Below are 23,537 nucleotides of genomic sequence, written 5' to 3'. Positions count from 1 at the left end.
CTTGACGGCACGCGATATCGCATTCGCGCTATCGCTACGCAGGGTCCGCAGGCGAACCGTGGGCCCGGTCCCACCATGCTTCCCGACCCTCGCGCCGTGGGCGCGTCCCCATGACCCAGGGGGACTATTCCCCAGCGGGATTGCAGCAGCCGTTCAGGTGGTCGCGAGGATGGCCGCCCCTTGCGGCGCTTCCAGGCATTCGCGCACCGGGGCGAAGCTGCGGCGGTGTTCCACGCAGGGGCCGTGTTCACGCAGGGCGGCCAGGTGGGCCGGGGTGCCATAGCCCTTGTGCTGCTCGAAGCCGTACTGCGGGTGCCGGGCGTGCACGTCCTGCATGTAGCGATCGCGCGAGACCTTGGCCAGGATCGACGCAGCCATGATTGCGCGGTCGATGCCGTCGCCGCCGACCAGGGCCTGCGCAGGCAGCACCAGCCCCTTCGGAACCACGTTGCCATCGATGCGGGCGAAGCCGGCCACATGGGCCACGGCGGCGACCACCTCGCGCATGCCCTGCAGGGTGGCCTGGTAGATGTTCAGGCGATCGATGGTGTCCACGTCGACCAGCACCACATGCCAGGCCAGGGCCCGCTCGATGATGCGGTCATGCAGTTGCTCGCGGCGCGCGGCGGCGAGCTGCTTGGAATCATCCAGGCCGTTGATGCGTGGCCTTGCCGGGTCAAACACCACCGCGGCAACGGCCACCGGCCCGGCCAGCGGGCCGCGCCCGGCCTCGTCAACGCCTGCGATCAGGCGCTCGGGCTCGACCACGGCCGTGCCATCGAACAAGGCCAGGCTCGCCGACGCGGCGTGGCGCCGGCTCATGCCTTGGCCTGGTCGCGCATCAGCAGCTCGCCGACCGCATCGGCGGCACGTGCCGAGGCGTTGCGGCGCAGGCGTTCATGCAGGCGGGCATAGGTGCCCTGCAGGTCGGCCGTGCGCTGCGGATGGTCGAACCACTGCTGGATGGCCGCCGCCAGCTTGTCCGGCGTGCAGTCGTGCTGCATCAGTTCCGGGGCCAGATCCTGGCCGGCCAGGATGTTGGGAAGCGCGAAACGGTCGACCTTGATCAGGCCCAGCGCCTTGACCAGGCGGTAGGTCAGCTCGTTGACGCGGTAGCCGACCACCATCGGGCGCTTGACCAGCATCGCTTCCAGCGTGGCGGTGCCCGAGGCCAGCACGACGACGTCGGCGGCGATCATCGCGTTGCGCGCCTGGCCGTCGAGTACATGCGAATAGGCCACCGGCAGCGCCGAGCGTGAGAGCTGTTCTTCGATCAGCTGCCTGCACGCCGGATTGGCGGCAGGCACCACCACATGCAGGCCGGGGATGCGTTCGGAGACCTGCCAGGCGGCTTCGAAGAACGGTTCGCCCAGGCGTGAGATCTCGCCCAGGCGGCTGCCCGGCAGTACCGCCAGCACTTTGGCCGAGGTCGGCAGGCCAAGCGTGGCGCGCGCCTCCTCGCGGTTGCCCTGCAGCGGAATGTCGTCGGCCATCGGGTGGCCGACAAAACGCGCATCGATGCCGTGCCTGGCGTAGATCGGCGGTTCCATCGGGAACAGGCACAGCACCAGGTCGGCGCTGTTGCCGATCTTTTCGGCGCGCTTCTCGCGCCAGGCCCAGACCGAGGGGCTGACGTAGTGCACGGTGCGCACGCCACGCTGCTTGAGCCAGCGCTCGATGCCAAGGTTGAAGTCGGGGGCGTCGATGCCGATGAACACATCCGGCTGCCATTCCAGTGCACGCTGGCGGAACGCCGAGCGCAGCTTCAGCAGTCGTGGCAGGTGGCGCAGTACTTCGGTCAGCCCCATCACCGCCAGTTCGCTGGCGTCATGCCAGGTCTGGCAGCCGGCGCTGCGCATCGCATCGCCGCCGATGCCGGCGAATTCGGCGTTAGGAAAGCGTGCTTTCAGTTCACGCACCAGCCCCGCACCCAGCAGATCGCCGGACGCTTCACCGGCCACCAGTGCGATCCGCAACGGGCGCTCGCTGAGCACCCGCTGCGCAGGGACGCTGCCGGCCATCGAGGCCAGCGGAATCACAGCGGCGCCGGCCGGCGCCTGGCCGGTCGTGCTGCTCATCGCAGCAAGGGCCTCTCGGCGTGCTCGATGAAGTCCAGCATCGCCTTCACGTCATCGCTGGCACGCGCCTGTTCGGTCAGCTGCACCTTGGCCTCGGCCAGCGGCAGGCCTGCCACGTACAGGGTGCGGTAGGCACGCTTGATGGCCGAGATGCGCTCGGCATCGAAACCGCGGCGCTTCAGGCCCTCGCTGTTGATGCCGCGCGGGCGGCCCAGCGAATCGGTGCCGACCATGGTGAACGGCGGAACGTCGCCATTGGTCAGCGCGCCCATGCCGAGGAAGGCGTGCGCGCCGATGCGGCAGAACTGGTGGGCACCGGCGAAGCCGCTGATGATCACGTAATCCCCCACGATGACGTGGCCGGCCAGGGTGGTGTTGTTGGAAAACACGCAGAAGTTGCCGACGTGGCAGTCGTGCGCCACGTGCGTGTAGGCCAGCATCCAGTTGTCATCGCCGATGGTGGTGATGCCGCCGCCGCCGCCGGTGCCGCGGTTGACGGTGACGAATTCGCGGAACACGTTGCGGTCGCCGATCACCAGCTCCGTACGCTCGCCGGCGAATTTCTTGTCCTGCGGCTCGCCACCGATCGCCGCGTGGCCGATGAAGCGGTTGTCGCGGCCGATCCGGGTCGGGCCATGGATGCTGCAATGGGGGCCGACCACCGTGCCGGCGCCGATTTCCACATCGGCACCGATCAGGCTGAAGGCGCCCACCTGCACATCGTCGGCCAGGCGTGCGGCCGGATCGATGACGGCGGTCGGGTGGATCCGGGGTGCGTTGTCAGTCATTCCTGCCTCCAGTGGATCAGCCCTTGGCGCCGGCGCACATGACTTCGGCCGAGGCAACGACTTCGCCGTTGACCTTGGCTTCGCCGTAGTACCAGCCCATGTTGCGGATCAGGCGCTTCATCTGCACATCCAGCATCAGCACGTCGCCGGGGACGACCTGCTTGTTGAAGCGGGCGTTTTCCACCTTGACCATGTAGAAGAGCTTGGACTGCGAGTCACGGCCGAGCGTGAGCTGGGTCATCACGCCACCGGCCTGGGCCAGCGCTTCGATGATCAGCACGCCGGGCATGATCGGGCGGCCCGGGAAGTGGCCCTGGAAGAAGGGCTCGTTGATGCTCACGTTCTTCTGCGCCAGGATGCGCTTGGCCTCGATGTCGAGCTCAAGCACCCGGTCGACCAGCAGGAACGGGTAACGGTGCGGGAGCAGTTCCTGGATCTGGCAGACGTCGATAGGAAGCTGCAGCGTGTCGTTCATTCTTTCTCCTTGCCAGCGGCCAGGACGCGGCGAGCCAATGCGTCCAGCTGCTTGAAGCGCGCGGCGTTCTTGCGCCACGTGCGGTTATCGGTCAACGGGGTGCCGGACGAGTACTCGCCCGGCTCATGGATGGAGTTGCGGACCACCGATTTGCCGGTGATCACGACCTTGTCGCAGATCTCCAGGTGGCCAACCACGCCGACGTGGCCGCCAAGCAGGCAGTAACGGCCGATCTTGGCGCTGCCGGCGATGCCGGTGCAGCCGGCGATGGCCGAGTGCGCGCCGATCTGAACGTTGTGTGCGATCTGCACCAGGTTGTCCAGGCGCACGTCGTCGTCCAGCACGGTGTCTTCCAGCGCACCGCGGTCGACGCAGGTATTGGCGCCGATCTCGCAATCGTCGCCGATGCGCACGCCGCCCAGCTGCGGCACCTTGATCCACTTGCCGGCGTCCATTGCCAGGCCGAAGCCATCGGCGCCGAGCACGGCGCCAGGATGCACGCGCACGCGCTTGCCGAGCCTGACCCGGGTGACCAGGGTGACCCGCGCGATCAGCTCGCAGCCGCTGTCGAGGCTGCAGTCTTCGCCGATCACGCTGCCGGTGCCGATGATGCAGTTCTCGCCGACCACGCTGCGCGCGCCGATGGAGACGAACGGGCCGATATGGGCGCTGGCTGCAACCTGGGCGGTGGGGTCGATGACGGCGCTGGGGTGGATGCCTGGCGGCCGTGTCGGCGCGATGTCGAACAGCGCGGCGATCTTGGCGAAGGCCGTGTACGGGTCCTTGGCCACCAGCGCGGCGCCCGGGGCGGCCTCGGCGTCGTCGGCCCGCAGCACCACCAGCGAGGCCTGGCTATCGGCCAGCTGGGCGCGGTAGCGCGGATTGGAGAGGAACGTCAGCTGGCCAGGACCGGCATGGGCGAGGGTGGCCACGCCATGGATGGCGGTGGCGGGGTCGCCATGGACCTGCAGGCCGAACTGCTCGGCGAGTTGCTGGGCGGTGTAGGTGGGAGTATTCACGGCGGGAGTTTAACGTGTGACGCCATTGCGGTCATGCGGGGCGGTCATGCAGCCAACGGCGGGGCCCCTCGCGGCCGGCAGAGCCAGTCCCATGGGCTGGGTCGGACGGGGCGGGGCTGCGGGGGACGGCGCAAGTACGTCCATGTAGCCTTGGTCGCCGCATCCATGCGGCTCACACCCCCGCAGCCCCACCCCGTCTGACCTCCGGCGGCGTGGCGCGTGTGCCAGCCACGGAAAAACAGAAAAGATCAAAGCTCAAAAGCAGAGCGGGCGCTTCCGGCATCCGGACCAAACGAAAACGCCGGGCAGGGCCCGGCGCTTCGCACCCCGTCTGGTGGAGAGCCCCCCTTTGTTAAGGGGGGCGCGCCGACGGCGCGGGGGATAGGAGGGATGCGCGTGCAGTTCTGATGAACCGCAGGGCGGTTCGTCAGAACTGCCCACCGAAGGTGAATTGCAGGCGTTCGATCTTGTCGTCGTCTTCCTTCTTCAGCGGGAAGGCGTAGCTGATCGAGATCGGACCGACCGGGGCGCGCCACAACAGGGCCACACCGGTGGACACGCGCAGTTCGTTGGCCTTGAAGTTCTTGGTGCCGTTGTAGACGTTGCCGAAGTCGACGAAGGCCGACACGCGCGCCGACGGGCTGTCGAACAGGCGCGGGAAGTAGGCTTCGACCGAACCGACGGTCTTCAGCGAACCACCCAGCGGCTGGCCTTCCGGATAGCCGTTGGTGACTTCGCGCGGGCCGAGGGTGTTGTCCTCGAAGCCGCGCACCGAGTTGGTACCGCCAGCGTAGAAGTTCTCATAGAACGGCAGTCCGGTGGCGGTGACCGGGCGCAGTTTGCCATCCTTGTCCGGCACCATCGCGGTCTTGTCCTTGCCGTAGCTGTCGCCGTAACCGACTTCGGCGCGCGTGTTGATCACCAGCGACGGCATGATCGGCCAGTACTTGCTGATCTGGTAATTCAGCTTGTAGTACTCGATGGTCGAGCCCGGCAGCGTCGTTTCCAGGCCAACGCGCTGATAGGTGCCGCGGGTCGGCATGAAGTAGTCGTTACGGGAGTCACGAGCCCAGCCCAGTTCCGTGCGCCACGCGTGGAAGGTCTTGCTGCCCAGCACGTTGATGTAGTCGATGATCGACTGCGGGGTCGAGCCAGGGTAGGTGGTGATCTGGTTGCTGTCGATGCCGAACATCAGCGAGACGGTATCGGTCTCGGTGATCGGCACGCCGAACACCACCTGTGCCGAACCATTGGTGCTGTTGTACTGCGCGGTGTTGAAGTCGGAGTAGTCCAGTTCGCGCCAGGACAGGTTGTAGCCCAGCGACACGCCGTCATCGGTGAAGTACGGATTGGTGTAGCTGAAGCCATAGCGCTGCAGGTAGCTGCTGCGCGAGGCTTCGACCGACACGCGGTTGCCGCCGCCGAGGAAGTTGTTCTGCGACAGCTGCACCGAGGTGGTCATGCCGTAGGACTGCGAGTAGCCCAGGCCGAACACGAAGCTGCCGGAGGTGGTTTCCTTGACGTTGTATACGACGTCGACCTGGTCGTTGCTGCCGCTGACGGCCGGGGTTTCGACGTCCACCGACTCGAAGTAGCCCAGGCGCTGCAGGCGGATCTTGGAACGGTCGATCGCGGCCTGCGAGTACCAGCTGTTCTCGAACTGGCGCATTTCGCGACGCATCACTTCGTCGGAGGTGCGGGTGTTGCCACGGAACAGGATGCGGCGCACCGACACGCGCGGGCCCGGCACGACCTGCATGTTGATCGCCACAGTCTGGTCGGGGCGGTTGGTGGTCGGGATCGGGTTCACCTTGGCGAACGCGTAGCCGATGTTGGACAGCGAATTGGTGATGGTGTCCGAGCTGAACTCCAGCAGTGCACGCGAGAACGTGTCGCCGGACTTCTGGATCACCATGCGCTCGACGTCCTCCTGCGGGAGGATGGTGTCGCCGCTGACCTTGATCTCGGAGATCTTGTACTGCGCACCCTCGGTCACGCCGGCGGTGAGGAACATGTCGCGCTTGTCGGGGCTGATCGAGACCTGGGTCGAATCGATGCTGAAGTCGACATAGCCGCGGTCCAGGTACCAGGAGTTGAGCTTCTCCAGGTCGCCGGACAGCTTTTCCTTGGAGTACTGGTCGTCACGGCGGTACCACGACGCCCAGTTGTGCTCCCTGGACTCCCAGGTCTCCAGGATGTCCTTGCTCTCGAACTTCTCGGTACCGACCAGGTTGACGTGACGGATCTTGGCCGCCTTGCCTTCCTTGATGGCGATCGCGATGTCCACGCGGTTGCGGTCCAGCGGGCTCACGGTCGGGGTGATCTCGACGGTGTACTTGCCACGGTCGTTGTACTGGCGACGCAGTTCCTGGGTCACGCGGTCCAGGCTCAGGCGGTCGAAGGTGCCGCCTTCGGTCAGGCCGATGTCGGACAGGCCCTTCAGCAGCTGTTCGGACTTGATGTCCTTGTTGCCGGTGACGGTCAGCTTGTTGATTGCCGGGCGTTCCTTGACGGTGACCACCAGGATGCTGCCCTGGCGGTCCAGCTGGACGTCTTCGAAGAAGCCGGTCTTGTACAGGGCGCGGATGGTCTCGCCGACCTTGTTGTCGGTGATGGTCTCGCCACGCTCCACCGGCAGGTAGGTGAACACCGTGCCCGAGCTGATGCGCTGCAGGCCATCGACGCGGATGTCGCTGACAGTGAAGGGCTCGGCTGCCTGGGCCAGGGCGGGAGCGCCGGTGACGGCGGCGAGGGCGAGGGCCAGCAGGCGGCGATTGGGGAGTCGCGTCATGTCACGTCCGGTAGGAAGGTCGATTTCATTGGTGCGGGATGCCGACGCTGTAGACGGCAACAACGTGGAAAAGTTCATCGCGGGACCAGGCCGAGGATGTCGTTGTAGAACGCCAACCCCATCAGCCCGGCCAGCAACGCCAGGCCGATGTATTGGCCGGCGGCGATGGCACGCTCGCTCAGCGGGCTGCCCTTGACCAACTCGATAAGGTAATACAGCAGGTGCCCGCCGTCCAAGATCGGGATCGGCAGCAGGTTGATGATGCACAGGCTGAGCGACAGCAGGGCAAGGAACTGCAGGAACCAGTCGAGGCCGCGCTTGGCCGAGACATTGGCCACGCGGGCAATGGTGACCGGCCCGGAAACGTTCTGCAGCGAGGCTTTGCCGGTGACGATGCGACCCATCATGCCCAGCGAGTCGGCGGCCAGGCGGCCGGTTTCGCGAACGGCCACGGTCACCGCGTCGAGCGGTCCATAGCGCAGCAGGGTGTCGTAGGCGGGGCTGTAGGTGGTGGGGAAACCGACGCCGATCTGCCAGACCGGGTTGCCCTTGCCATCCTTGCCCTGTCGCGGTGTCACTTCCAGCGCAAGGCGTTCGCCGCCGCGCAGGACCTCGATCATGCCCGGGCCACCGGCGCGGCCCAGGGCCTGGATTTCGCCGATGACCTGGTCGACGCTGTCAATGCGCTGGCCATCGATCGCTACGATCAGATCACCCGGCTGCAGCTGCCCGGCGACCGCCGAATCGGCGGTCAACGAGTCGACCAGCGCCGGCTGCAGCCAGGATTGCCAGTACAGGCCGGCCAGGATCGGTACCCGCCGTTCATCGAATCCGGCCGGCAGCTGCGACAGCGGCAGGGTACGCACGCGCACCTGGTCGGCAGGGTCGAGCACTTCCAGCTTCACGTCGCGGCGGTCCATCGCCGCCGCAGTCAGTGCCATGCTGGCATCGCCCAGCGTGACCACCTGGCGGTCATCCACCCGCAGCACGCGGTCGCCGCTGAGCAGCCCGGCCGTGGCGGCGATGCCGCTGACCCGGCCGATGGTCGGCGAATAATCCTGCTTGCCGATCACGAACATCGCCCACAGCAGCAGGATGCACAGCAGCAGGTTGGCGATCGGGCCGGCGGCGACAATCGCGATGCGCTGCCAGACGGTCTTGTGGTTGAAGGCCTGGCCGCGCTCGTGCGGATGGACTTCGACCTCGCGTTCGTCGAGGAATTTCACGTAGCCGCCCAGCGGAATGGCGGCGATGGCGAACTCGGTGCCGTGCCGGTCGCGGCGTGACCACAGCGGGCGGCCAAAGCCGACCGAGAAGCGCAGGATCTTGACCCCGCACAGGCGGCCGACCCAGTAATGCCCGAATTCGTGGAACGTGACCAGCAGCCCGAGGCTGACAATCATCCACCAGACCGATCCGATGAAGTCAGTCATGCAGGCTCACAGTGGCGGGCAGAGGCGGCGTCGTCATGCGGGGCGAGGCAATCGTTCAGGCGGCGTCGATGGCGTTCAGGGTCAGCTGGCGTGCCCGCTGGTCGGCGGACAACAGGACCTCCAGTGTATCGGCTGCTTGGGTCGGCAGTGTTGAAAGAGCGTTAGCAACCAGCTCCGGGATGGTCAGGAAACCGATCCGGCCCTGAAGAAATGCTGAAACCGCCTCTTCGTTGGCGGCGTTCAGCACCGCCGGTGCGGTGCCGCCGGCCTGCATCGCCTGCCAGGCCAGGGCCAGGCAGGGGAACGCGTCGGTGTCCGGGGCCTCGAAATCCAGCCGGCCCTGGGCCAGCAGATCCAGCCCGGCCACGCCAGACTCGATGCGCTGCGGCCAGCCGAGGCCGACCGCAAGCGTGGTGCGCATGTCCGGCAGGCCCATCTGCGCCAGGGTCGAGCCGTCCACGAACTCGACCAGCGAATGCACCAGGCTCTGCGGATGCACCAGCACCTCGATGCGCTCGCCGGGCACCGCGAACAGGTGATGCGCCTCGATGACTTCCAGGCCCTTGTTCATCAACGTCGCCGAATCGACCGAGATCTTCGGCCCCATCGACCACTTCGGGTGTGCCACCGCCTGCGCCGGGGTGACCTGGGCCAGCTCGGCACGGCTGCGGCCACGGAACGGGCCGCCGGAGGCGGTCAGCAGGATCCGGCGTACGCCGGCCCCCTCGATGCTGGCATCGCGCGAGCGCAGGCACTGGAAGATCGCGCTGTGTTCGCTGTCGATCGGGATGATTTCGGCGCCGGCACGTTCGGCGGTGCGGGTCAGCAGCTCGCCGGCCAGCACCAGCGACTCCTTGTTGGCCAGCAGGATGCGCTTGCCGGCCGCTGCGGCGGCCAGGGTCGAGGACAGCCCGGCGGCGCCGACGATGGCCGCGACCACGGTGTCGCAGGCATCGCTGGCGGCCAGCTGGTCCAGTGCGGCGGCACCCGCATGGGCCTCGGTGGACAGCCCAGCCTCGCGCAGGCCATCGCGCAGCCCGGCGTACAGCGACTCGTCAGCGATCACCGCGTGCTCGGGTTCGTGCTGGCGGCACAGTGCCAGCAAGGCCTGCAGCTGGCGGCCGGCAGCCAGCACGGTCGCCCGGTAGCGCTGCGGGTGGCGGGCGATCACGTCCAGCGTGGAGGCACCGATCGAGCCGGTGGCGCCGAGAACGGCGACCCGGCGCAGGTCTGCAGCAGCATTCATGGTCAGAACCCGAAGATTTCCTTGCCCAGCGCGAACACCGGAACGGCGGCGAGGACGCCGTCGACACGGTCGAGCACGCCGCCATGGCCCGGAATCAGGTGACCGGAGTCCTTGGCACCGGCGTGGCGCTTGATCAGGCTTTCGAACAGATCGCCCAGCACCGATGCGAACACCGCCACCACCGAGGTGATCAGCAGGCCCGGCAGGTGCGCGACGTCGATGCCCGCCAACCAGCCCAGGCCCACGGCCACGGCAACACCGGCCAGCAGGCCGCCGAACAGGCCTTCCCAGGTCTTGTTGGGGCTGATGCGCGGGGCCAGCTTGTGCTTGCCGAAGCGCCGGCCGGCGAAATAGGCGCCCGAATCGGCTGCCCAGACCAGCGCCAGCGCGGCCAGCAGCCACAGGTGGCCCTGCTTGCCCGGCGGATCGCCGCCGGCATGGATCAGCACCAGTGCGGCCCAGGCCGGCACGATGGCCAGGGTGCCGGCCAGCATCTTCACGATCCGCGAGGGCGCCGTCGGCTGTGCGCCGAAGTGGAAGAAGCGCAGCCAGACCAGCGCGGCCAGCCACCAGGCGACACCGGCCAGTGTCGTGATCTGGAACAGCACCAGCGTGCTGCCATCGGCCCACACCAGCAGCACCATCAGCAGCAGGTTCAGCACCAGCAGCACGGTGCGCGCCAGGGTGTCTTCGATGCCGGCCAGCTTCAGCCACTCCCACAGGCCGATCAGCAGCACGGCGGCAGCGGCGGCGGCCAGCCATTGCGTCGGCAGCAGCAGGATCGCGGCAATGGCCACCGGCGCCATGATCAGCGCGGCGAGTACTCGGGTCTTGGTCATGGGCTGGAGGTCTCGGTGGCCAGTGCGGCGATCTGGGCGCTGGTCAAACCGAAACGACGCTCGCGGCTGGCATAGGCGTCCAGCGCCTGCTGCAGCAGTTCGGCATCGAAGTCCGGCCACAGGGCCTCGGTGAACCACAGCTCGGTGTAGGCCAGCTGCCACAGCAGGAAGTTGCTGATGCGGGTATCGCCGCCGGTGCGGATGAACAGGTCCGGGGCCGGCAGGTCGGCCAGGGCCACCTGGCTGCCCAGCAGCGATTCGTCGATCTGTTCGGGCAGCAGGCGGCCCGCGGCCACTTCCACGGCCAGGGCGCGCGCGGCACGGGCGATATCCTGGCGGCCACCGTAGCTGGCGGCGATCGACAGGGTCAGGGTGGTGTTGTCAGCGGTGCGCTGCTCGGCCAGCTGCATGCGGCTGACCAGGCCGGCACCGAAGCGCTCGCGTTCACCGATGAAGCGCACGCGCACGCCACGCCGGTGCAGCTCGTCCACTTCGCGGTCGAGCGCGCCGAGGAACAGCTTCATCAACGCATCGACTTCTTCCTGCGGCCGGCCCCAGTTCTCGCTGGAGAACGCGAACAGGGTCAGCGCGGGAATGCCCAGTTCAAGGCAGCGCTCGATGGTGCGGTTGACCGCGCGCGCGCCGGCACGGTGGCCGATCACGCGCGGGCGGCGGCGCTGCTGCGCCCAACGGCCGTTGCCATCCATGATGATGGCAACGTGGCGGGGCAGGGCAGCCGGCAACGGAGGCGGGACTGAAGGCATCGACTTCAGACCGACAGCAGTTCTTTTTCCTTGTCGGCGACGACCTTGTCGACGTCCTTGATGTTGGCGTCGGTCAGCTTCTGGATGTCGTCTTCGCCGCGCTTCTTCTCGTCTTCGCTGATCGCCTTGTCCTTGACCAGCTTGGCGATTTCCTTGTTTGCGTCCTGACGGATGTTGCGCACGGCAATCTTGGCGCCTTCGCCTTCCTTCTGCACCTGCTTGACCAGCTCCTTGCGGCGCTCTTCGGTCGGCGGCGGCATGTTGATGCGGATTGCGGCGCCCAGCGTGTTCGGAGTGAACTCGTGGTTGTACAGCCCCTTCTCGATTTCCTTGATCATGCTCTTGTCGAAGGGCGTGACCAGCAGCGAGTGGGCATCAGCGTTGGAGATCGAGGCGACCTGGTTCAGCGGGGTGCTGGCATTGCCATAGGCATTCACCGTCACGCGGTCCAGCAGGGCGGGAGTGGCACGCCCGGTGCGGATGGAGGTGAGGGTGTGCTTCAGAGCGTCGATGCTCTTGGCCATGCGCGTCTGCGCGTTGTTCTTGATGTCGTTGAGCATCGCCCGGTCCTGGATGTATCTGGAATCGGGCGATTATAGGCGAATACGGGACGCTGCCGGGCCTGGATCGGCCCGGTTGTCGCCTCGCGCTCAGGCTCAGGCCTGATCGCGGCCCTGGACCAGGGTGCCGATGTTCTCGCCGTTGAGGATCTTCAGCAGCTCGCCCGGCTGGCCCATGTCGAACACGCGCATCGGCAGGTCGCTGTCACGGGCCAGGGCGAAGGCGGCGGTATCCATCACTTCCAGGCCGCGCCGGATCACTTCGTCGTAGCTCAGGCTGTCGAAGCGCACCGCATCGCTGTGCTTGTTCGGGTCCTTGTCGTACACGCCGTCGACCTTGGTGGCCTTCAGTAGCAGGTCGGCGCCGATCTCGATCGCGCGCAGGGCGGCGCCGGAATCGGTGGTGAAGAACGGGCTGCCGACGCCGGCGGCGAAGATCACCAGGCGGCCCTTTTCCAGGTGGCGGATGGCGCGGCGGCGGATGTAGTCCTCGCACACGTCGTTGATCTTGATCGCGCTCATCACGCGGGCCTTGGCGCCCAGCTTCTCCAGGGCGTCCTGCATGGCCAGGGCGTTGATGACCGTGGCCAGCATGCCCATCTGGTCGCCGGTGACGCGGTCCATGCCGCCAGCGGCCAGGCCGGCACCGCGGAAGATGTTGCCGCCGCCGATCACCAGGGCCACTTCGGCACCGGCCTGCTGGGCTTCGATGACCTCGCGGGCCAGGCGGTTGATGATCTTCGGGTCGATGCCGTAGTCCTCATCTCCCATCAGCGCCTCCCCGGACAGTTTCAGAAGGATGCGGCGATAGGCGAGCTTGGACATGGGGACCTCGGGTGCGTGGAAATCGCGGGCGATTCTACGCGCATGCAGCGTCCTGCCAAAGTGTTTTGTGCACTGCGGCGCAAAATTCCGGCGTTTGCCCCAGCCAGCCGGGGCTCCCCGTTCAGCCCAGTTCGGCGCCAGCGGTCGCCGACAGCTCATCGTGGCCAAGAGCGCCAGGGGAGCGGGCGATCACCCGGTTGCGGCCGAGATTCTTGGATCGGTACAGGACGTCGTCCGCCGCGCGCAACAGGTCCTGCACGTCGGCGAAGCGCTCGTAGCCGCCCTGGGTGGCCACGCCGGCCGAGAAGGTGACGAACAGAGGGCCGCCTTCCAGCTCGGCCATCGGGGTGGCGACGATGTTGGCCAGCACCCGGCGGATCACGTCCAGTGCCACGGTTTCGCTGGTATTGGGCAGCAGTGCGACGAATTCCTCGCCACCGAAACGGGCCACGGTGTCGCTGTTGCGCAGCTGGCCCTGCAGCTTGCCGGCGAAGGCGCGCAGCACCTCATCGCCGGTCAGGTGGCCATGCGCGTCGTTGATCTTCTTGAAATCGTCCAGGTCGATGAACGCCACCGACAGCGGCCAGCCTTGGCGGCCGGCACGCAGGAACTCCTGCTCAAGCACCGCTTCCAGCTGGCGGCGGTTGAGCACGCCGGTCAGCGCGTCGCGATGGGCCTGGTCGGCCAGGCGCTTGGCCCGGGCTTCGAATTCGTCGGCGCGGCGGCGCGCCTGGTCGGCATCCTGCAGTTCGCGCAGGTTGCGCAGGGTGGCAAGCTCCTGTGCGTGGTCGATCAGTTCACGCACGCGCGAAGGCGAGTTCAGCCCGGCCTCGAACAGGCTGGCGATGTCCGGCAGGGCCTCGCTGATGCGGGCGAGCACCTGGTCGAAGCGGGCGCTGTCCAGTTCCAGCTGGTCGTGCACCTGCTGCAGGGCGCGTTCGCGGGCGGTGTCGGCATCCTCGTCCAGCCAGATGTCGGCGACGGCGCCGGACAGCTGCACGCAGGCCTGGAAGGGCGATTCGACCGCGTCCTGGTCCTCGCTGTGGCTGATGCTCTCCACCAGATAGCGCGGCAGGCCCCATTGCTCGGCCACCCAGGCGCCGACGTCGGCATGGCTGCAGCCCAGTTCCTCGCGCTCGCGCGCGACCAGGTCGGTGTTGTCGCGCGCTTCGCGCAGCAGGGGCAGGTAGCGTTCCGATTCGGCCTGGGCCAGGCACAGCACGCCCAGGTCCTGCAGCAGGCCGGCCAGCATCAGTTCTTCCAGGCGGCGCAGGCCGCGGGCCTGTCCCAGTTGGCTGGCGGCCAGGGCGCTGAGGATGCTGCGCTTCCAGGCGCGCTGGCGCAGGTCGTGGCCCTCGCCACTGCCGCCGGTCAGGCCCTGGGTGACGGTGAAGCCGAGGGCCAGGCTGATCGTGGCGTTCAGGCCGAGCATGGTCAGCGCCTGGCCGAGGTTCTCGATCCGGCGCCGGCTGGCGTACAGGGGGGAATTGGCGATGCGCAGCATGCGAGCGCTCAACGCCATGTCGATGGCGATGATGTCGGCGGCGGTGGCGATGTCCGCTTCCGGGTCCTGGGCCAGTTCGATGATGCGCAGGGCAATACCGGGTGGCGAAGGCAGGTTGCGGCAGAGCGCCAGGGCAGCTGTCAGCTCGGGAGGCATGTCGGGTCGTTCAATTCCATTGGGACAAGAATACCTAGGAATGCATCACAGTCCGCAATTTTCGTTCCTGCTAAATGACTGCGGTTTCCCTGCGCCGAGTATCGGCTTGATTGGTGCGCAACGCAAAGGTCCCTGGGCGCCGGTGTCGGTGTGCGCACCAACGGTGCGCACCCACGGGTGCAGTGGGCATAAAAAAAGAGCCGCGGTTTCCCGCGGCTCTTCTGGTCGCTTCACAGCCGGAGGGCTGGAATCAGACCTGCATCGCCTTGGCGACTTCGGCGGCGTAGTCTTCCACCACCTTCTCGATGCCTTCGCCCACGATCAGCAGCTTGAAGCCCGCCACGTCGGCGCCGGCGGCCTTGACCACCTGCTCGACGGTGGTGTCGCCCAGCACGTAGGTCTGGCCGTACAGGGTCACGTCGCTGACGATCTTGTTGATCTTGCCGCTGATGATCTTTTCCAGGATGTCGGCCGGCTTGGACTTGTCCTTCTCGGACATCTTCGCCAGTTCGATTTCCTTTTCCTTCTCGACGAACTCGGCCGGCACATCGGCAGCCTTGTTGTGCGGCGGCTTCAGCGCGGCCACGTGCATGGCCAGGCCACGGGCCAGCTCGACGTCGCCGCCGACCAGGTCGACCAGCACGCCGACCTTGCCGTTGGTGTGGACGTAGGCGCCGATGGTGTTGTTGCCATCCACCTTCACCATGCGACGGATCTGGATGTTCTCACCCAGGGTCTGCACGGCGGTGGCGCGGGCTTCTTCAACGGTGCGGCCATCGGCCAGCTTGGCAGCCTTCACGGCTTCGACGTCGTTGGCGCCCGATGCCAGGGCAGCAGCGGCGACGGCGTTGACGAAGGACTTGAAGTTGTCGTCGTTGGCGACGAAGTCGGTTTCCGAGTTGACTTCGACCAGCACGGCCTTGCCGCCATCCTGGGCCAGGCCCAGACGGCCTTCGGCAGCCACGCGGTCAGCCTTCTTGTCGGCCTTGGCAGCGCCGGACTTGCGCATGGCTTCAGCAGCGGCGTTGATGTCGCCGTTGGCTTCGGTGAGCGCCTTCTTGCATTCCATCATGCCGGCGCCGGTGCGCTCGCGCAGTTCCTTGACCAGGGAAGCAGTGATTTCCACGGGATTACCTCACGAAAGAAAGGGGTTGGGCCGGCATGGTGGCCGGCCCGTGTGACACGGTCCTGTCACGCGCCAAGGGCTGCGCGCAGGGAGGGTGGACGCCGGGCGTCCACCCCGGGGCCTGGATCAGGCCTGGGCGTCGTCGCCCTTCTTGGCGGCCTTCTTCGCCGGAGCGCGGCGGGCCGGCTTGTCTTCGCCTTCAGCAGCGGCTTCAGCGAACTCTTCCTCACGCACCGAGGCGGCGTGCGGAGCAGCAGCCTTGCCTTCCAGCACGGCGTCGGCCGCAGCGCGGGCGTACAGCTGCACGGCGCGGATGGCGTCGTCGTTGCCCGGGATGGCGTAATCAACCAGTTCCGGGTTGTAGTTGGTGTCGACCACGGCGATGACCGGGATGCCCAGCTTCTTGGCTTCCTTGATCGCGATGTCTTCGTGGCCGATGTCGATCACGAAGATGGCGTCCGGCAGGCGGTTCATGTCCTTGATGCCGCCCAGCGAGGCTTCCAGCTTGTCGCGCTCGCGACGCAGGCCCAGCACTTCGTGCTTGACCAGCTTCTCGAAGGTGCCGTCGGTTTCACCGGCTTCCAGTTCCTTCAGGCGGGCAACCGACTGCTTGACGGTACGGAAGTTGGTCAGGGTGCCGCCCAGCCAACGCTGGTTCATGAACGGCATGCCGCAACGCTCGGCTTCTTCCTTGATGGTTTCGCGGGCGCTGCGCTTGGTGCCCAGGAACAGGACGGTGCCGCGCTTCTGGGCCACCGACGAGATGAAGTTCATCGCGTCGTTGAACAGCGGGACGGTCTTTTCCAGGTTGATGATGTGGATCTTGCCGCGGGCGCCGAAGATGTACGGAGCCATCTTCGGGTTCCAGTAGCGGGTCTGGTGGCCGAAGTGGACGCCGGCTTCCAGCATCTGACGCATGGTGACCTGGGGCATTGCAATACTCCTGATAGGGAACCAGCGATTCCGCCCGCGGGGATAGGTGTGCGGGACGCGTGGAAGCGCGATCGGTTCCGGGGTTGGGCTTCCCTGTTGCCTCCGTGGCCGAACTCCTCGCGGAGCACCCCGGCACGGATGGGGGCAGCAGGTGTGGATTCACCGGTGACGTCCGGTGTGGACGGGTCCCGCGCACGCAGGCGGCAGGAATCCGGTCGATTATAGCCCGCCCGGTGCGCTCGCTGCAATTGCCGGGTCCGGCGTGGACAGCTCGACCACGCGGCCGTCCTGCAGGCGGGCCTGGAAATGGCCGCCGGCATAGCCGTGGGCATGGGGGGGCAGGGCCCAATGGCGCTCCTGGCCTGCCAGCACATAGCCGGCCAGGCCGGGCAGCAGTACGAGGCGCCGGCCATCGTCGGCAACGAAGGCGAGGTCGTGCAGGCGGGCGTGCAGGGTACCCGTGTTGGTCAGTCGCAGGGTGGGGTGCGACGGTTCGGGGTCGACCTCGGAGCGTAGCTGCGGCTGCGCCAGCGGCGCGGCATGTCCCCGGAACAGGGGCAGCGAGTAGCGCGGCAGGCCAGGCGCGCTGGGCGCGAGCACGACCCGGTAGGCCCGTTCGCTGGCCACGGGAGACGGCAGGCGCGGCAGCAGCCAGATGCGCTGGCGGGCGCCCGCTGGCAGGTCCAGCTGGACCGGGCTGGCCACGATCTGGTCGCTGGGGCGCAGTCGCTCGGCGTCCGCCTGCTGCTCCCAGGCCAGGATCCTCACCTGGCCCTGCCAGCGACCCGGGCCGGGGTTGTACAGCCACAGCGCGGTATGGCCGCCGTCGGCTGGCAGCTGCAGCGTAGTCGGCAGCAGGTCCAGCGCCGCGGCCGACGGCGCCAGCAGCAGCGCCAGCAGGGTCAGCAGTGCGCGCATCAGTAGATGACGGTCACGGCAGGCGCTGCGTCGTCGTCGTCGGCCGGCGGGGCAAGGTCGCGGACCTGGGATGGCAGCTGCGGTGCATCGCTGCGCTGATGCGGGGGTGGGCAGTGGTCGCCGCCGGTATCACCGCTGCAGGCCTCGACCACGGTCAGCCGGATCTGCACGGCACTGCTGCTGGGGTCGGCCCACGCGGGCGTACTGGCGACCAGCATCGCCCCGATCAGAAGTGCGCGAACCACCTGCCATCCTGTGTGTCGAAAGACTCGTTGCGCGGTATCGGCCGGATCGGCCGGAACTGTAGAGTCGAGCTTGCTCGACTGCGCCATCTGCCCGGTGGGGGCCGACCGCTGGTCGGCACGCGCGTCAATAGGTGATCGTCACCTGCACCAGATCGTTGTAGGCGCCGGCAGGGGGCTGGCCGGTGACCGGCGGCACCCGGCCATAGATGGTCAGCTGCTGCGCGCTGCCACTTCCGGTGCCGCCAACGGTATCGACGTTGAGGGTGTTGCCCCAGCGCAGGCTGCGCGCCGAATCGCGGTACAGCTCGTAGGTGAGGTAGTAGGTGCCGGTGCCAAGGGTGGTGGCCATGCGCCGCGTGCTGGTGGCGGCGGGGTTGTTCTGGCCGTTGTTCAGGCTGATCTGGTAGGCGGTGTTCTTCAGGCAGGTCAGGGTCAGCGTGGCGGTCTGGTCGATGTTGGCGGGAATGCCACCGGTGACGTTGCCGAAGTTCATGTTGGTGGTGACGTAGCTGCCGCACTGCGGCAGCACGTTGGCGGTGGCGGTGAAGCTGAACGCGGCGCTGGCGCTGTTGGTGCCGGTGGCGCCGCCATTGCAGGTGGCCGGCACGGTGGCGGTGCCGAGCAGCACTTCGTTCCAGGCCCAGGTCAGGACCACGCTGGCACCGCTGAAGGTACTGCTGTACGCGCCCGAGGCCAGGATCTGATTGGCCGGGATCTGTGCGAACAGCTGCGTGGCCTGCGTGCCGTTGCCGCCGGTCAGGGGCACGTTGTAGGTCAAGGTCAGTTCCTGCGCGGGCGGCGTGCCGCGCGGGGTCAAGCCGGTCACCTGGCTGAAGTTGGAGGTGTTGTAGAGCTGGAAATTCATGCTGTCACTGGTGCCGGTCTTCATCGTCCGCCAGCTGGTGCTGCTGCCGCCACCGCTGCCGGCACCGATGCCCACGCACACCCGCACCCCGGTGGTGGCCAGCAGGCTCAGCGCGGAGGTGGTGCAGTTCACCGTGATGTTGAGCGTGCCCGTGGTTGCGCCCGGCGCATTGCTGTTGACGTTGCCGAACGGCAGTGTCGGGTCGGCGATGGCCGTGCAGACCGCGACGGCGCGCGCCGGTGTCGCGGCCAGCAGCCCGGCCACCAGCAGCAGGCCAAGCAGCAGCATCCTCATGGCGCCACCTCCGGGATGCAGTGCAGCGGTGCCGGCCGCGGCCGGGCGCCGGACGCCACCACCCTGGGCAGGTCCGGCACCTTCAGCCGGCACTGGCCGCGGCTGGTGGTGACGTACAGCATGCTGCCGGCGGCCACATCCTCGAGGTAGAGCAGGCCGTCATAACCAACGGTCGCCTGGCGGCCATCGGGCAGCTGCACTTCGCTGCCGACCTCCAGTGGTTGGCCGTCCATGCCCAGCAGGGTCAGGCTCAGCGAGGGCCGCGATCGCAGCTGGAACGTGACCCGGGTGCCCGCGCGCTGGCGCGGCGTCACCCAGTCCTCGATGCGGTCGGCGCGCATGTCCTCGGGCAGGTCGAGGGTGTCGATCGAGACCCGGTTGCGCTGCCACGACAGCAGCGGGCTGACCAGCAGCAGGCCGCGATCATCGGTGACGCCGATCAGGCGGTTCTCCAGTCGTACCGGCACGCCGCCGACGCCGTTGGTGCTGATCACCGCGAACGCGTCGGAGACCTCGCGGGTGGCGAAGGCGTGCCCGCCCATCCACACCAGGCTGCCGCTGGCACTGGCGTAGGCATAGTTGAGGCCGCCCTGGCGCGACGCACCGAACGAGTAGCGGCCGACATCGTTGAGGATGCCGACCTCGGCCAGGCCACCATTGCCGTCTTCGCCATGACGGACCTGGGCGCGCCAGCCGACACCGCCGGCACTGCCATCGCCCGGCACGGGCTGGGTGACGTCGGCCACCCAGCTCTGGCTGTCGCCATTGCGCTGGCTGGACAGGCTGGCCTGGCGGTTGTTGCCGAGACTGGCGGTGACCGACAGATAGATGCTGCGGTCGTCGCTCTGGTCCAGGTTCTGGTTCACCGACAGGTAGGCCGACCAGCGCTGGCTCCAGGTGCGCGACCAGAACAGGCTGGCGTAGCGGTTGTCCTCGCCATCGGGATAGCGCAGGCGCAGGTAGCTGGCGCTGAGCGTGCCCAGCCGCAGCAGATCCATGCCGACCGTGGCCTGTTCGCTGATGCTCGGCGGCAGGTTGCCCTGCAGCGCGCCCAGGTCGCGGTAGTCGCCGTGGCTGCGCACGCTGCGCAGGTTGACGTTGAGGCGGCGGTTGTTCCAGCTGTAGCCCAGCGCCCATTGCCCGCCCTGCAGGCCGTGGTAGTCGCTGTGCGCGTAGGCGGCATTGAACACGCCGGCACTGCCGAGCAGCCACCAGCCGCCGAGGCCGGCCTGGGCCAGGCCACCGCCGCCTTCGGCATGTGCTTCGCCGGTGAATGTATCGCTGACGCCGCCGCGCCAGCTGGCGCTGGCAACCGTGCGGTCGTCGTAGGCGAACGAGCGCTGGCCGAAGTCTTCGCGCAGATGGCCAACGCCCAGCGACCAGTCCGACAACCCCTTGGCCAGAAGCTGCTGGGTGCCATAGAAGCTGAAATCCAGCGTCTGCATGCGACCGAACGCATCGGTCACCACCACCTGCGCGCTGCCGGTACCGCTGATGCCGGGTTGCGCGGCCAGCTGGAACGGGCCGACCGGCACCTGGCCACTGTATTGGCGCAGGCCATCGACATACAGCTCGACCGTGGAGGGCACCACCGCCTGGCCGAGGAAACTGGGGGTGGGGGTCAGCACGCGATAGGGCTGCAGGCCATAGTTGCGGCCGATCTGCAGGCCGCCCAGGCGCACCGGCCGGGTCCAGTCGACGAAGCCGCTGTAGAAGTCGCCAACCTCCAGGGTCATTGCCTGGTCGGGAAAATCCAGGCTCCAGCGCGTATCCAGGCGCACGCTCTCGCCACGCCAGCGGCGGTCGCCGGGCTGCTGGTAGCGACGGCTGATCGCGGTGTTCTCGAAGGTGCCGTTGCCGATGCCGAACAGGCGCAGTTCCGAGCTCAGGCTGAGGTTGCCGAGCGTATCCACCCGGCTGCCATACACGTCGTAGTTGAACAGCACGCCGGGCGATGCACTGCCAGCGGGTGCGCGCGCCTGCGGGCGGCTGAGCACGGTGGTCGGCAGGGTCAGCTGGTCCAGCGGTACGTCCAGTGCCAGGGTCTGCATGTGGGCGTCATAGCGCACCACCGCGCCGCTGATCTGGTCCAGGTACACCGGCGCGTCGCCGCTGGCATTGAAGCCGAGCTGGCGCAGCACTTCGGGACTGGCCTGCAGGCGACCGCGGTTGTCGGTGAATGGCAGCAGGCCGCGCGGCGTGCTGTTGAGCGATACGTCCAGGTACAGCGTCTGGCTGGCGGTGAGCGGAGTGGGAGGTGGCAGGATGGCATCGGCGGACACGCCGGATACATCGGCAGCCCCGGTGGCTCCTGCGCCGGACACATCGGCGGCTTCGGTCGCCGCAGGAGCCAGGGCAGCAAGCAGCGCGCCCATCAACGCCTCAGCGAGCCGGTGGTGGCGACAGTGGCGTCTGTTCCGACTCGCCATTGAGCTTGGCCGTGATCTGGTCGTTGTCGCGGTCGATCGCCGTGCGTTCGAGCGGCCAGCGCATCACCTGGCCGGGCAGTACGTAGCCCAGCAGGCCGGGGTGCACGATGCGCGGGCGCTTGGCACTGCCCAGCGCGAGGTCGGCGATCTGCGCGTAGCTGTCGCCGGAATTGGACACCTCCACGCCGTCGCGGCCATCGTCCAGCCGCACCAGCCGGGCCTGCAGCCGTGCGGCCAGCTTGCCCGACGCCGGTTGCACGAATACCGGGATCGAATAGCGCAGCACGAACTGCATGCCGTCGGTGCGGGTGGACAGGTCGGGCACCTCGTCCACGATCAGCCGGTAGTACTGCTGGGCCGGCGGCGGCTCACGGGTGGGCCGCATCACCCGCACCAGCTGCTGCTGTCCGGCCGCCAATTCCTGCATCGGCGGGGTGGCGACCAGTTCATCGGTGGGCAGCAGCTGTTCCTGCCCGTTCTGCTGTACCCAGCGGAACACACGCACCTGCAGCTTCACTGGTGAGGTGCCGCTGTTGGTCAGCCACAGCTCGCCGGCGCGTTGGCGGGCTTCCAGCTGCAGGCTGGTGGGGGCTACCTGCAGGCTGGTGGCCCCTGCCATGGGGGCCGCCAGCAGGCAGAGGGCGAGCAGCGCCACGCCGGTGGCGCGCCACGGGCGGGATCCGGCCATGCGGGCGTGCTCCATCAATACGTGATCGTGGCGGTGACCGTATCCAGGTAGTTACCGGTGGCCGGGTTGTTGGTGCTCAGATTCAGGATCTGGCCGTAGACGATGTAGGGCACCGCCAGGCCGGTGCCGATGCCGGCCTGGGTGTTGGTGCCGGTGGTGGCCCCCCACACCAGCGTGTGCGCGGCATCCTGGTACAGCTGGTAACCGACATAGTTGTTGGCGGTCACCGCCGCATTGGTGTTCTTCATCCGGCGGGTGGTGACGTCATTGGCGGTACTGGCGTTGGCGCCCGCATTCAGCGAAATCGTGTACGGGGTCAACGCCGAGCACTGCGCGGTCACCGTGCCCTGGCCCAGGGTGGGCGTGGCGGTGGTGGAGGCGGCGGTGCCGAAATCCACGTTGGTGGCCGCCGCGGCGGTGATGGTGCAGGCCTTGGTGACCACCAGGGTGACGTTGAAGGTGGTGGTGTCGGCGGCCAGTACCGGGCTGGACATCAGGAGCCCGGCGATGGCCCAGGCCAGCGGGGAACGAACTGGGGATCGCATGGACAACCTCCCTGACCCGAAGGTCTGTTGAACAAGGCGAAGACGGTACGATCGGTGCCGCTTTGACGACGCTGGGGCCAGCTTAGGCAGCGCAAGTGTCTGTAATTCGTGATAAATAGGGACCCGAAAGGGCGGAGTCCGTCACGCTTTCACTTTCCTTGCCGGAACCGTGCATGGCCCGGATCGCCAGTTGGGTGGCGTTCGTTCAGATTGCGGCCGGATCAGCGATAATGGGCGCCATGAGCGTGAATCTGAAAACCCCGCAGGAAATCGAGATGATGCGCATCGCCGGCCGCCTGGCCAGCGAAGTGCTCGACATCGTCACCCCCCACGTCAAGCCCGGTGTCACCACCGAGGAACTGGACCGCATCTGCCACGACCACATCGTGAACGTGCAGGGCGCCATTCCGGCCAACGTTGGCTACCGCGGCTTCCCCAAGACCGTGTGCACCTCGGTCAACAACGTCATCTGCCACGGCATTCCCAGTGAAGGGAAGGTGCTCAAGGATGGCGACATCGTCAATATCGACGTCACCGTCATCAAGGATGGCTGGCACGGCGATACCAGCCGCATGTACTTCGTCGGCACGCCGTCGGTGATGGCGCGCCGCCTGGTGGAAACCACCTACGAAGCGATGTGGCGCGGCATCCGCGCGGTGCGTCCGGGCGCCACCCTGGGCGATATCGGCCATGCCATCCAGAGCTATGCCGAAGGCGAGCGTTTCAGCGTGGTGCGCGAGTACTGCGGCCACGGCATCGGCAAGGTCTACCACGACGAGCCGCAGGTGGTGCATTACGGCCGCCCGGGCCAGGGCCTGGTGCTGCAGCCGGGCATGACCTTCACCATCGAGCCGATGATCAACGAGGGCACCCGCTACAACAAGGTGCTGCCGGACGGTTGGACCGTGGTGACCAAGGACCGCAAGCTGTCGGCGCAGTGGGAGCACATGATCGCGGTCACCGAGACCGGCGTGGATGTGCTGACTCTGTCGCCGGGCGAGTCGCAGGTCTCCTGA

At 67.4% G+C, this 23,537-nt stretch carries 21 protein-coding genes and 1 pseudogene; 1 reads left to right on the top strand and 21 read right to left on the bottom strand.

Annotation, left to right across the window (positions count from 1 at the left end):
* Positions 1-153: 153 nt before the first annotated feature.
* The 21 genes and pseudogenes from N5C18_RS01190 to N5C18_RS01090 all read right to left on the bottom strand — a co-directional run bounded on the left by N5C18_RS01190 (position 154) and on the right by N5C18_RS01090 (position 22,521).
* The gene (locus tag N5C18_RS01190) at positions 154-822 is read right to left on the bottom strand and encodes a ribonuclease HII (protein WP_279943610.1); all 669 of its coding nucleotides are present in this window, start codon (positions 820-822) and stop codon (positions 154-156) included.
* A pseudogene (lpxB, locus tag N5C18_RS01185) lies at positions 819-1,982 on the bottom strand (lipid-A-disaccharide synthase); the annotation flags it as partial. The gene N5C18_RS01190 and the pseudogene lpxB, both read right to left, overlap by 4 nt.
* 92 nt (positions 1,983-2,074) lie before the next feature.
* Complete coding sequence (lpxA, locus tag N5C18_RS01180; protein ID WP_053508242.1) at positions 2,075-2,866, bottom strand: acyl-ACP--UDP-N-acetylglucosamine O-acyltransferase; 792 nt, start codon at positions 2,864-2,866, stop codon at positions 2,075-2,077.
* Positions 2,867-2,882: 16 nt separating this feature from the next.
* The gene (gene fabZ / locus N5C18_RS01175; RefSeq protein ID WP_008265823.1) at positions 2,883-3,341 is read right to left on the bottom strand and encodes a 3-hydroxyacyl-ACP dehydratase FabZ; all 459 of its coding nucleotides are present in this window, start codon (positions 3,339-3,341) and stop codon (positions 2,883-2,885) included.
* On the bottom strand, positions 3,338-4,360 hold the full coding sequence (lpxD, locus tag N5C18_RS01170; protein WP_053449209.1) for a UDP-3-O-(3-hydroxymyristoyl)glucosamine N-acyltransferase: 1,023 nt from the start codon (positions 4,358-4,360) through the stop codon (positions 3,338-3,340). Before lpxD ends, fabZ begins: the two co-directional genes overlap by 4 nt.
* 427 nt (positions 4,361-4,787) lie before the next feature.
* Positions 4,788-7,151 carry an outer membrane protein assembly factor BamA gene (gene bamA, locus N5C18_RS01165; RefSeq protein WP_053508240.1) on the bottom strand — a complete coding sequence of 788 codons (2,364 nt, stop codon included), beginning with the start codon at positions 7,149-7,151 and terminating at the stop codon, positions 4,788-4,790.
* A gap of 74 nt (positions 7,152-7,225) precedes the next feature.
* The gene (gene rseP, locus N5C18_RS01160; protein ID WP_053508239.1) at positions 7,226-8,584 is read right to left on the bottom strand and encodes an RIP metalloprotease RseP; all 1,359 of its coding nucleotides are present in this window, start codon (positions 8,582-8,584) and stop codon (positions 7,226-7,228) included.
* A gap of 55 nt (positions 8,585-8,639) precedes the next feature.
* Positions 8,640-9,830 (bottom strand): 1-deoxy-D-xylulose-5-phosphate reductoisomerase, encoded by a 1,191-nt coding sequence (locus N5C18_RS01155; protein ID WP_053508237.1) that lies wholly within the window; start codon positions 9,828-9,830, stop codon positions 8,640-8,642.
* 2 nt (positions 9,831-9,832) lie between these two features.
* Positions 9,833-10,669 carry a phosphatidate cytidylyltransferase gene (locus tag N5C18_RS01150; RefSeq protein ID WP_279943609.1) on the bottom strand — a complete coding sequence of 279 codons (837 nt, stop codon included), beginning with the start codon at positions 10,667-10,669 and terminating at the stop codon, positions 9,833-9,835.
* Positions 10,666-11,433, bottom strand: coding sequence for a polyprenyl diphosphate synthase (gene uppS, locus N5C18_RS01145; RefSeq protein ID WP_049456922.1), 768 nt, complete (start codon positions 11,431-11,433; stop codon positions 10,666-10,668). The genes N5C18_RS01150 and uppS overlap by 4 nt, the downstream gene beginning before the upstream one ends.
* A 5-nt stretch (positions 11,434-11,438) precedes the next feature.
* Positions 11,439-11,993, bottom strand: coding sequence for a ribosome recycling factor (frr, locus tag N5C18_RS01140; protein WP_279943608.1), 555 nt, complete (start codon positions 11,991-11,993; stop codon positions 11,439-11,441).
* A gap of 96 nt (positions 11,994-12,089) precedes the next feature.
* Entirely contained in the window at positions 12,090-12,818 is a 729-nt protein-coding gene (pyrH, locus tag N5C18_RS01135; protein ID WP_006427124.1) for a UMP kinase, read from the bottom strand.
* Positions 12,819-12,939: 121 nt separating this feature from the next.
* Positions 12,940-14,478 (bottom strand): GGDEF domain-containing protein, encoded by a 1,539-nt coding sequence (locus tag N5C18_RS01130; protein ID WP_053508235.1) that lies wholly within the window; start codon positions 14,476-14,478, stop codon positions 12,940-12,942.
* Between the two features lie 250 nt (positions 14,479-14,728).
* Complete coding sequence (tsf, locus tag N5C18_RS01125) at positions 14,729-15,604, bottom strand: translation elongation factor Ts (protein ID WP_006427160.1); 876 nt, start codon at positions 15,602-15,604, stop codon at positions 14,729-14,731.
* Between the two features lie 126 nt (positions 15,605-15,730).
* Positions 15,731-16,537 (bottom strand): 30S ribosomal protein S2, encoded by an 807-nt coding sequence (gene rpsB, locus N5C18_RS01120; RefSeq protein WP_006427162.1) that lies wholly within the window; start codon positions 16,535-16,537, stop codon positions 15,731-15,733.
* A 219-nt stretch (positions 16,538-16,756) separates the two neighbouring features.
* Complete coding sequence (locus N5C18_RS01115) at positions 16,757-17,455, bottom strand: molecular chaperone (RefSeq protein ID WP_164241132.1); 699 nt, start codon at positions 17,453-17,455, stop codon at positions 16,757-16,759.
* Positions 17,455-17,673: a hypothetical protein gene (locus N5C18_RS01110; protein ID WP_164241153.1), complete on the bottom strand. Its 219-nt coding sequence runs from the start codon at positions 17,671-17,673 to the stop codon at positions 17,455-17,457. Before N5C18_RS01110 ends, N5C18_RS01115 begins: the two co-directional genes overlap by 1 nt.
* Before the next feature lie 151 nt (positions 17,674-17,824).
* Positions 17,825-18,859, bottom strand: coding sequence for a spore coat U domain-containing protein (locus tag N5C18_RS01105; RefSeq protein WP_279943607.1), 1,035 nt, complete (start codon positions 18,857-18,859; stop codon positions 17,825-17,827).
* Positions 18,856-21,234, bottom strand: coding sequence for a fimbria/pilus outer membrane usher protein (locus N5C18_RS01100; protein WP_164241134.1), 2,379 nt, complete (start codon positions 21,232-21,234; stop codon positions 18,856-18,858). The genes N5C18_RS01105 and N5C18_RS01100 overlap by 4 nt, the downstream gene beginning before the upstream one ends.
* Positions 21,235-21,241: 7 nt before the next feature.
* Positions 21,242-21,991 (bottom strand): molecular chaperone, encoded by a 750-nt coding sequence (locus N5C18_RS01095; RefSeq protein WP_180878265.1) that lies wholly within the window; start codon positions 21,989-21,991, stop codon positions 21,242-21,244.
* The gene (locus tag N5C18_RS01090; RefSeq protein ID WP_164241136.1) at positions 21,991-22,521 is read right to left on the bottom strand and encodes a spore coat U domain-containing protein; all 531 of its coding nucleotides are present in this window, start codon (positions 22,519-22,521) and stop codon (positions 21,991-21,993) included. The genes N5C18_RS01095 and N5C18_RS01090 overlap by 1 nt, the downstream gene beginning before the upstream one ends.
* Positions 22,522-22,694: 173 nt before the next feature.
* On the opposite strand from N5C18_RS01090, the gene map reads away from it, so the two are divergent.
* Positions 22,695-23,537 carry a type I methionyl aminopeptidase gene (map, locus tag N5C18_RS01085; protein ID WP_080357237.1) on the top strand — a complete coding sequence of 281 codons (843 nt, stop codon included), beginning with the start codon at positions 22,695-22,697 and terminating at the stop codon, positions 23,535-23,537.

Origin of the sequence: Stenotrophomonas sp. GD03930, from assembly GCF_029839665.1 — a bacterium.
GTDB classification, from domain to species: domain Bacteria; phylum Pseudomonadota; class Gammaproteobacteria; order Xanthomonadales; family Xanthomonadaceae; genus Stenotrophomonas; species Stenotrophomonas forensis.
Note: the sequence above shows the minus strand (reverse complement) of the source record. Positions and strands in the feature narration are given on the sequence as shown.

Excerpts from the sequence above, each read along its gene's own strand:
- N5C18_RS01090 (WP_164241136.1), bottom strand. The coding sequence starts at position 22,521 with ATGCGATCCCCAGTTCGTTCCCCGCTGGCCTGGGCCATCGCCGGGCTC.
- N5C18_RS01150 (WP_279943609.1), bottom strand. The coding sequence starts at position 10,669 with ATGACCAAGACCCGAGTACTCGCCGCGCTGATCATGGCGCCGGTGGCC.
- frr (WP_279943608.1), bottom strand. The coding sequence starts at position 11,993 with ATGCTCAACGACATCAAGAACAACGCGCAGACGCGCATGGCCAAGAGC.
- N5C18_RS01100 (WP_164241134.1), bottom strand. The coding sequence starts at position 21,234 with ATGGGCGCGCTGCTTGCTGCCCTGGCTCCTGCGGCGACCGAAGCCGCC.
- lpxA (WP_053508242.1), bottom strand. The coding sequence starts at position 2,866 with ATGACTGACAACGCACCCCGGATCCACCCGACCGCCGTCATCGATCCG.
- pyrH (WP_006427124.1), bottom strand. The coding sequence starts at position 12,818 with ATGTCCAAGCTCGCCTATCGCCGCATCCTTCTGAAACTGTCCGGGGAG.
- map (WP_080357237.1), top strand. The coding sequence starts at position 22,695 with ATGGCCCGGATCGCCAGTTGGGTGGCGTTCGTTCAGATTGCGGCCGGA.
- N5C18_RS01190 (WP_279943610.1), bottom strand. The coding sequence starts at position 822 with ATGAGCCGGCGCCACGCCGCGTCGGCGAGCCTGGCCTTGTTCGATGGC.
- N5C18_RS01105 (WP_279943607.1), bottom strand. The coding sequence starts at position 18,859 with ATGAGGATGCTGCTGCTTGGCCTGCTGCTGGTGGCCGGGCTGCTGGCC.
- N5C18_RS01155 (WP_053508237.1), bottom strand. The coding sequence starts at position 9,830 with ATGAATGCTGCTGCAGACCTGCGCCGGGTCGCCGTTCTCGGCGCCACC.
- rseP (WP_053508239.1), bottom strand. The coding sequence starts at position 8,584 with ATGACTGACTTCATCGGATCGGTCTGGTGGATGATTGTCAGCCTCGGG.
- N5C18_RS01095 (WP_180878265.1), bottom strand. The coding sequence starts at position 21,991 with ATGGAGCACGCCCGCATGGCCGGATCCCGCCCGTGGCGCGCCACCGGC.
- uppS (WP_049456922.1), bottom strand. The coding sequence starts at position 11,433 with ATGCCTTCAGTCCCGCCTCCGTTGCCGGCTGCCCTGCCCCGCCACGTT.
- N5C18_RS01110 (WP_164241153.1), bottom strand. The coding sequence starts at position 17,673 with ATGCTGGTCGCCAGTACGCCCGCGTGGGCCGACCCCAGCAGCAGTGCC.
- fabZ (WP_008265823.1), bottom strand. The coding sequence starts at position 3,341 with ATGAACGACACGCTGCAGCTTCCTATCGACGTCTGCCAGATCCAGGAA.
- N5C18_RS01115 (WP_164241132.1), bottom strand. The coding sequence starts at position 17,455 with ATGCGCGCACTGCTGACCCTGCTGGCGCTGCTGCTGGCGCCGTCGGCC.
- bamA (WP_053508240.1), bottom strand. The coding sequence starts at position 7,151 with ATGACGCGACTCCCCAATCGCCGCCTGCTGGCCCTCGCCCTCGCCGCC.
- rpsB (WP_006427162.1), bottom strand. The coding sequence starts at position 16,537 with ATGCCCCAGGTCACCATGCGTCAGATGCTGGAAGCCGGCGTCCACTTC.
- N5C18_RS01130 (WP_053508235.1), bottom strand. The coding sequence starts at position 14,478 with ATGCCTCCCGAGCTGACAGCTGCCCTGGCGCTCTGCCGCAACCTGCCT.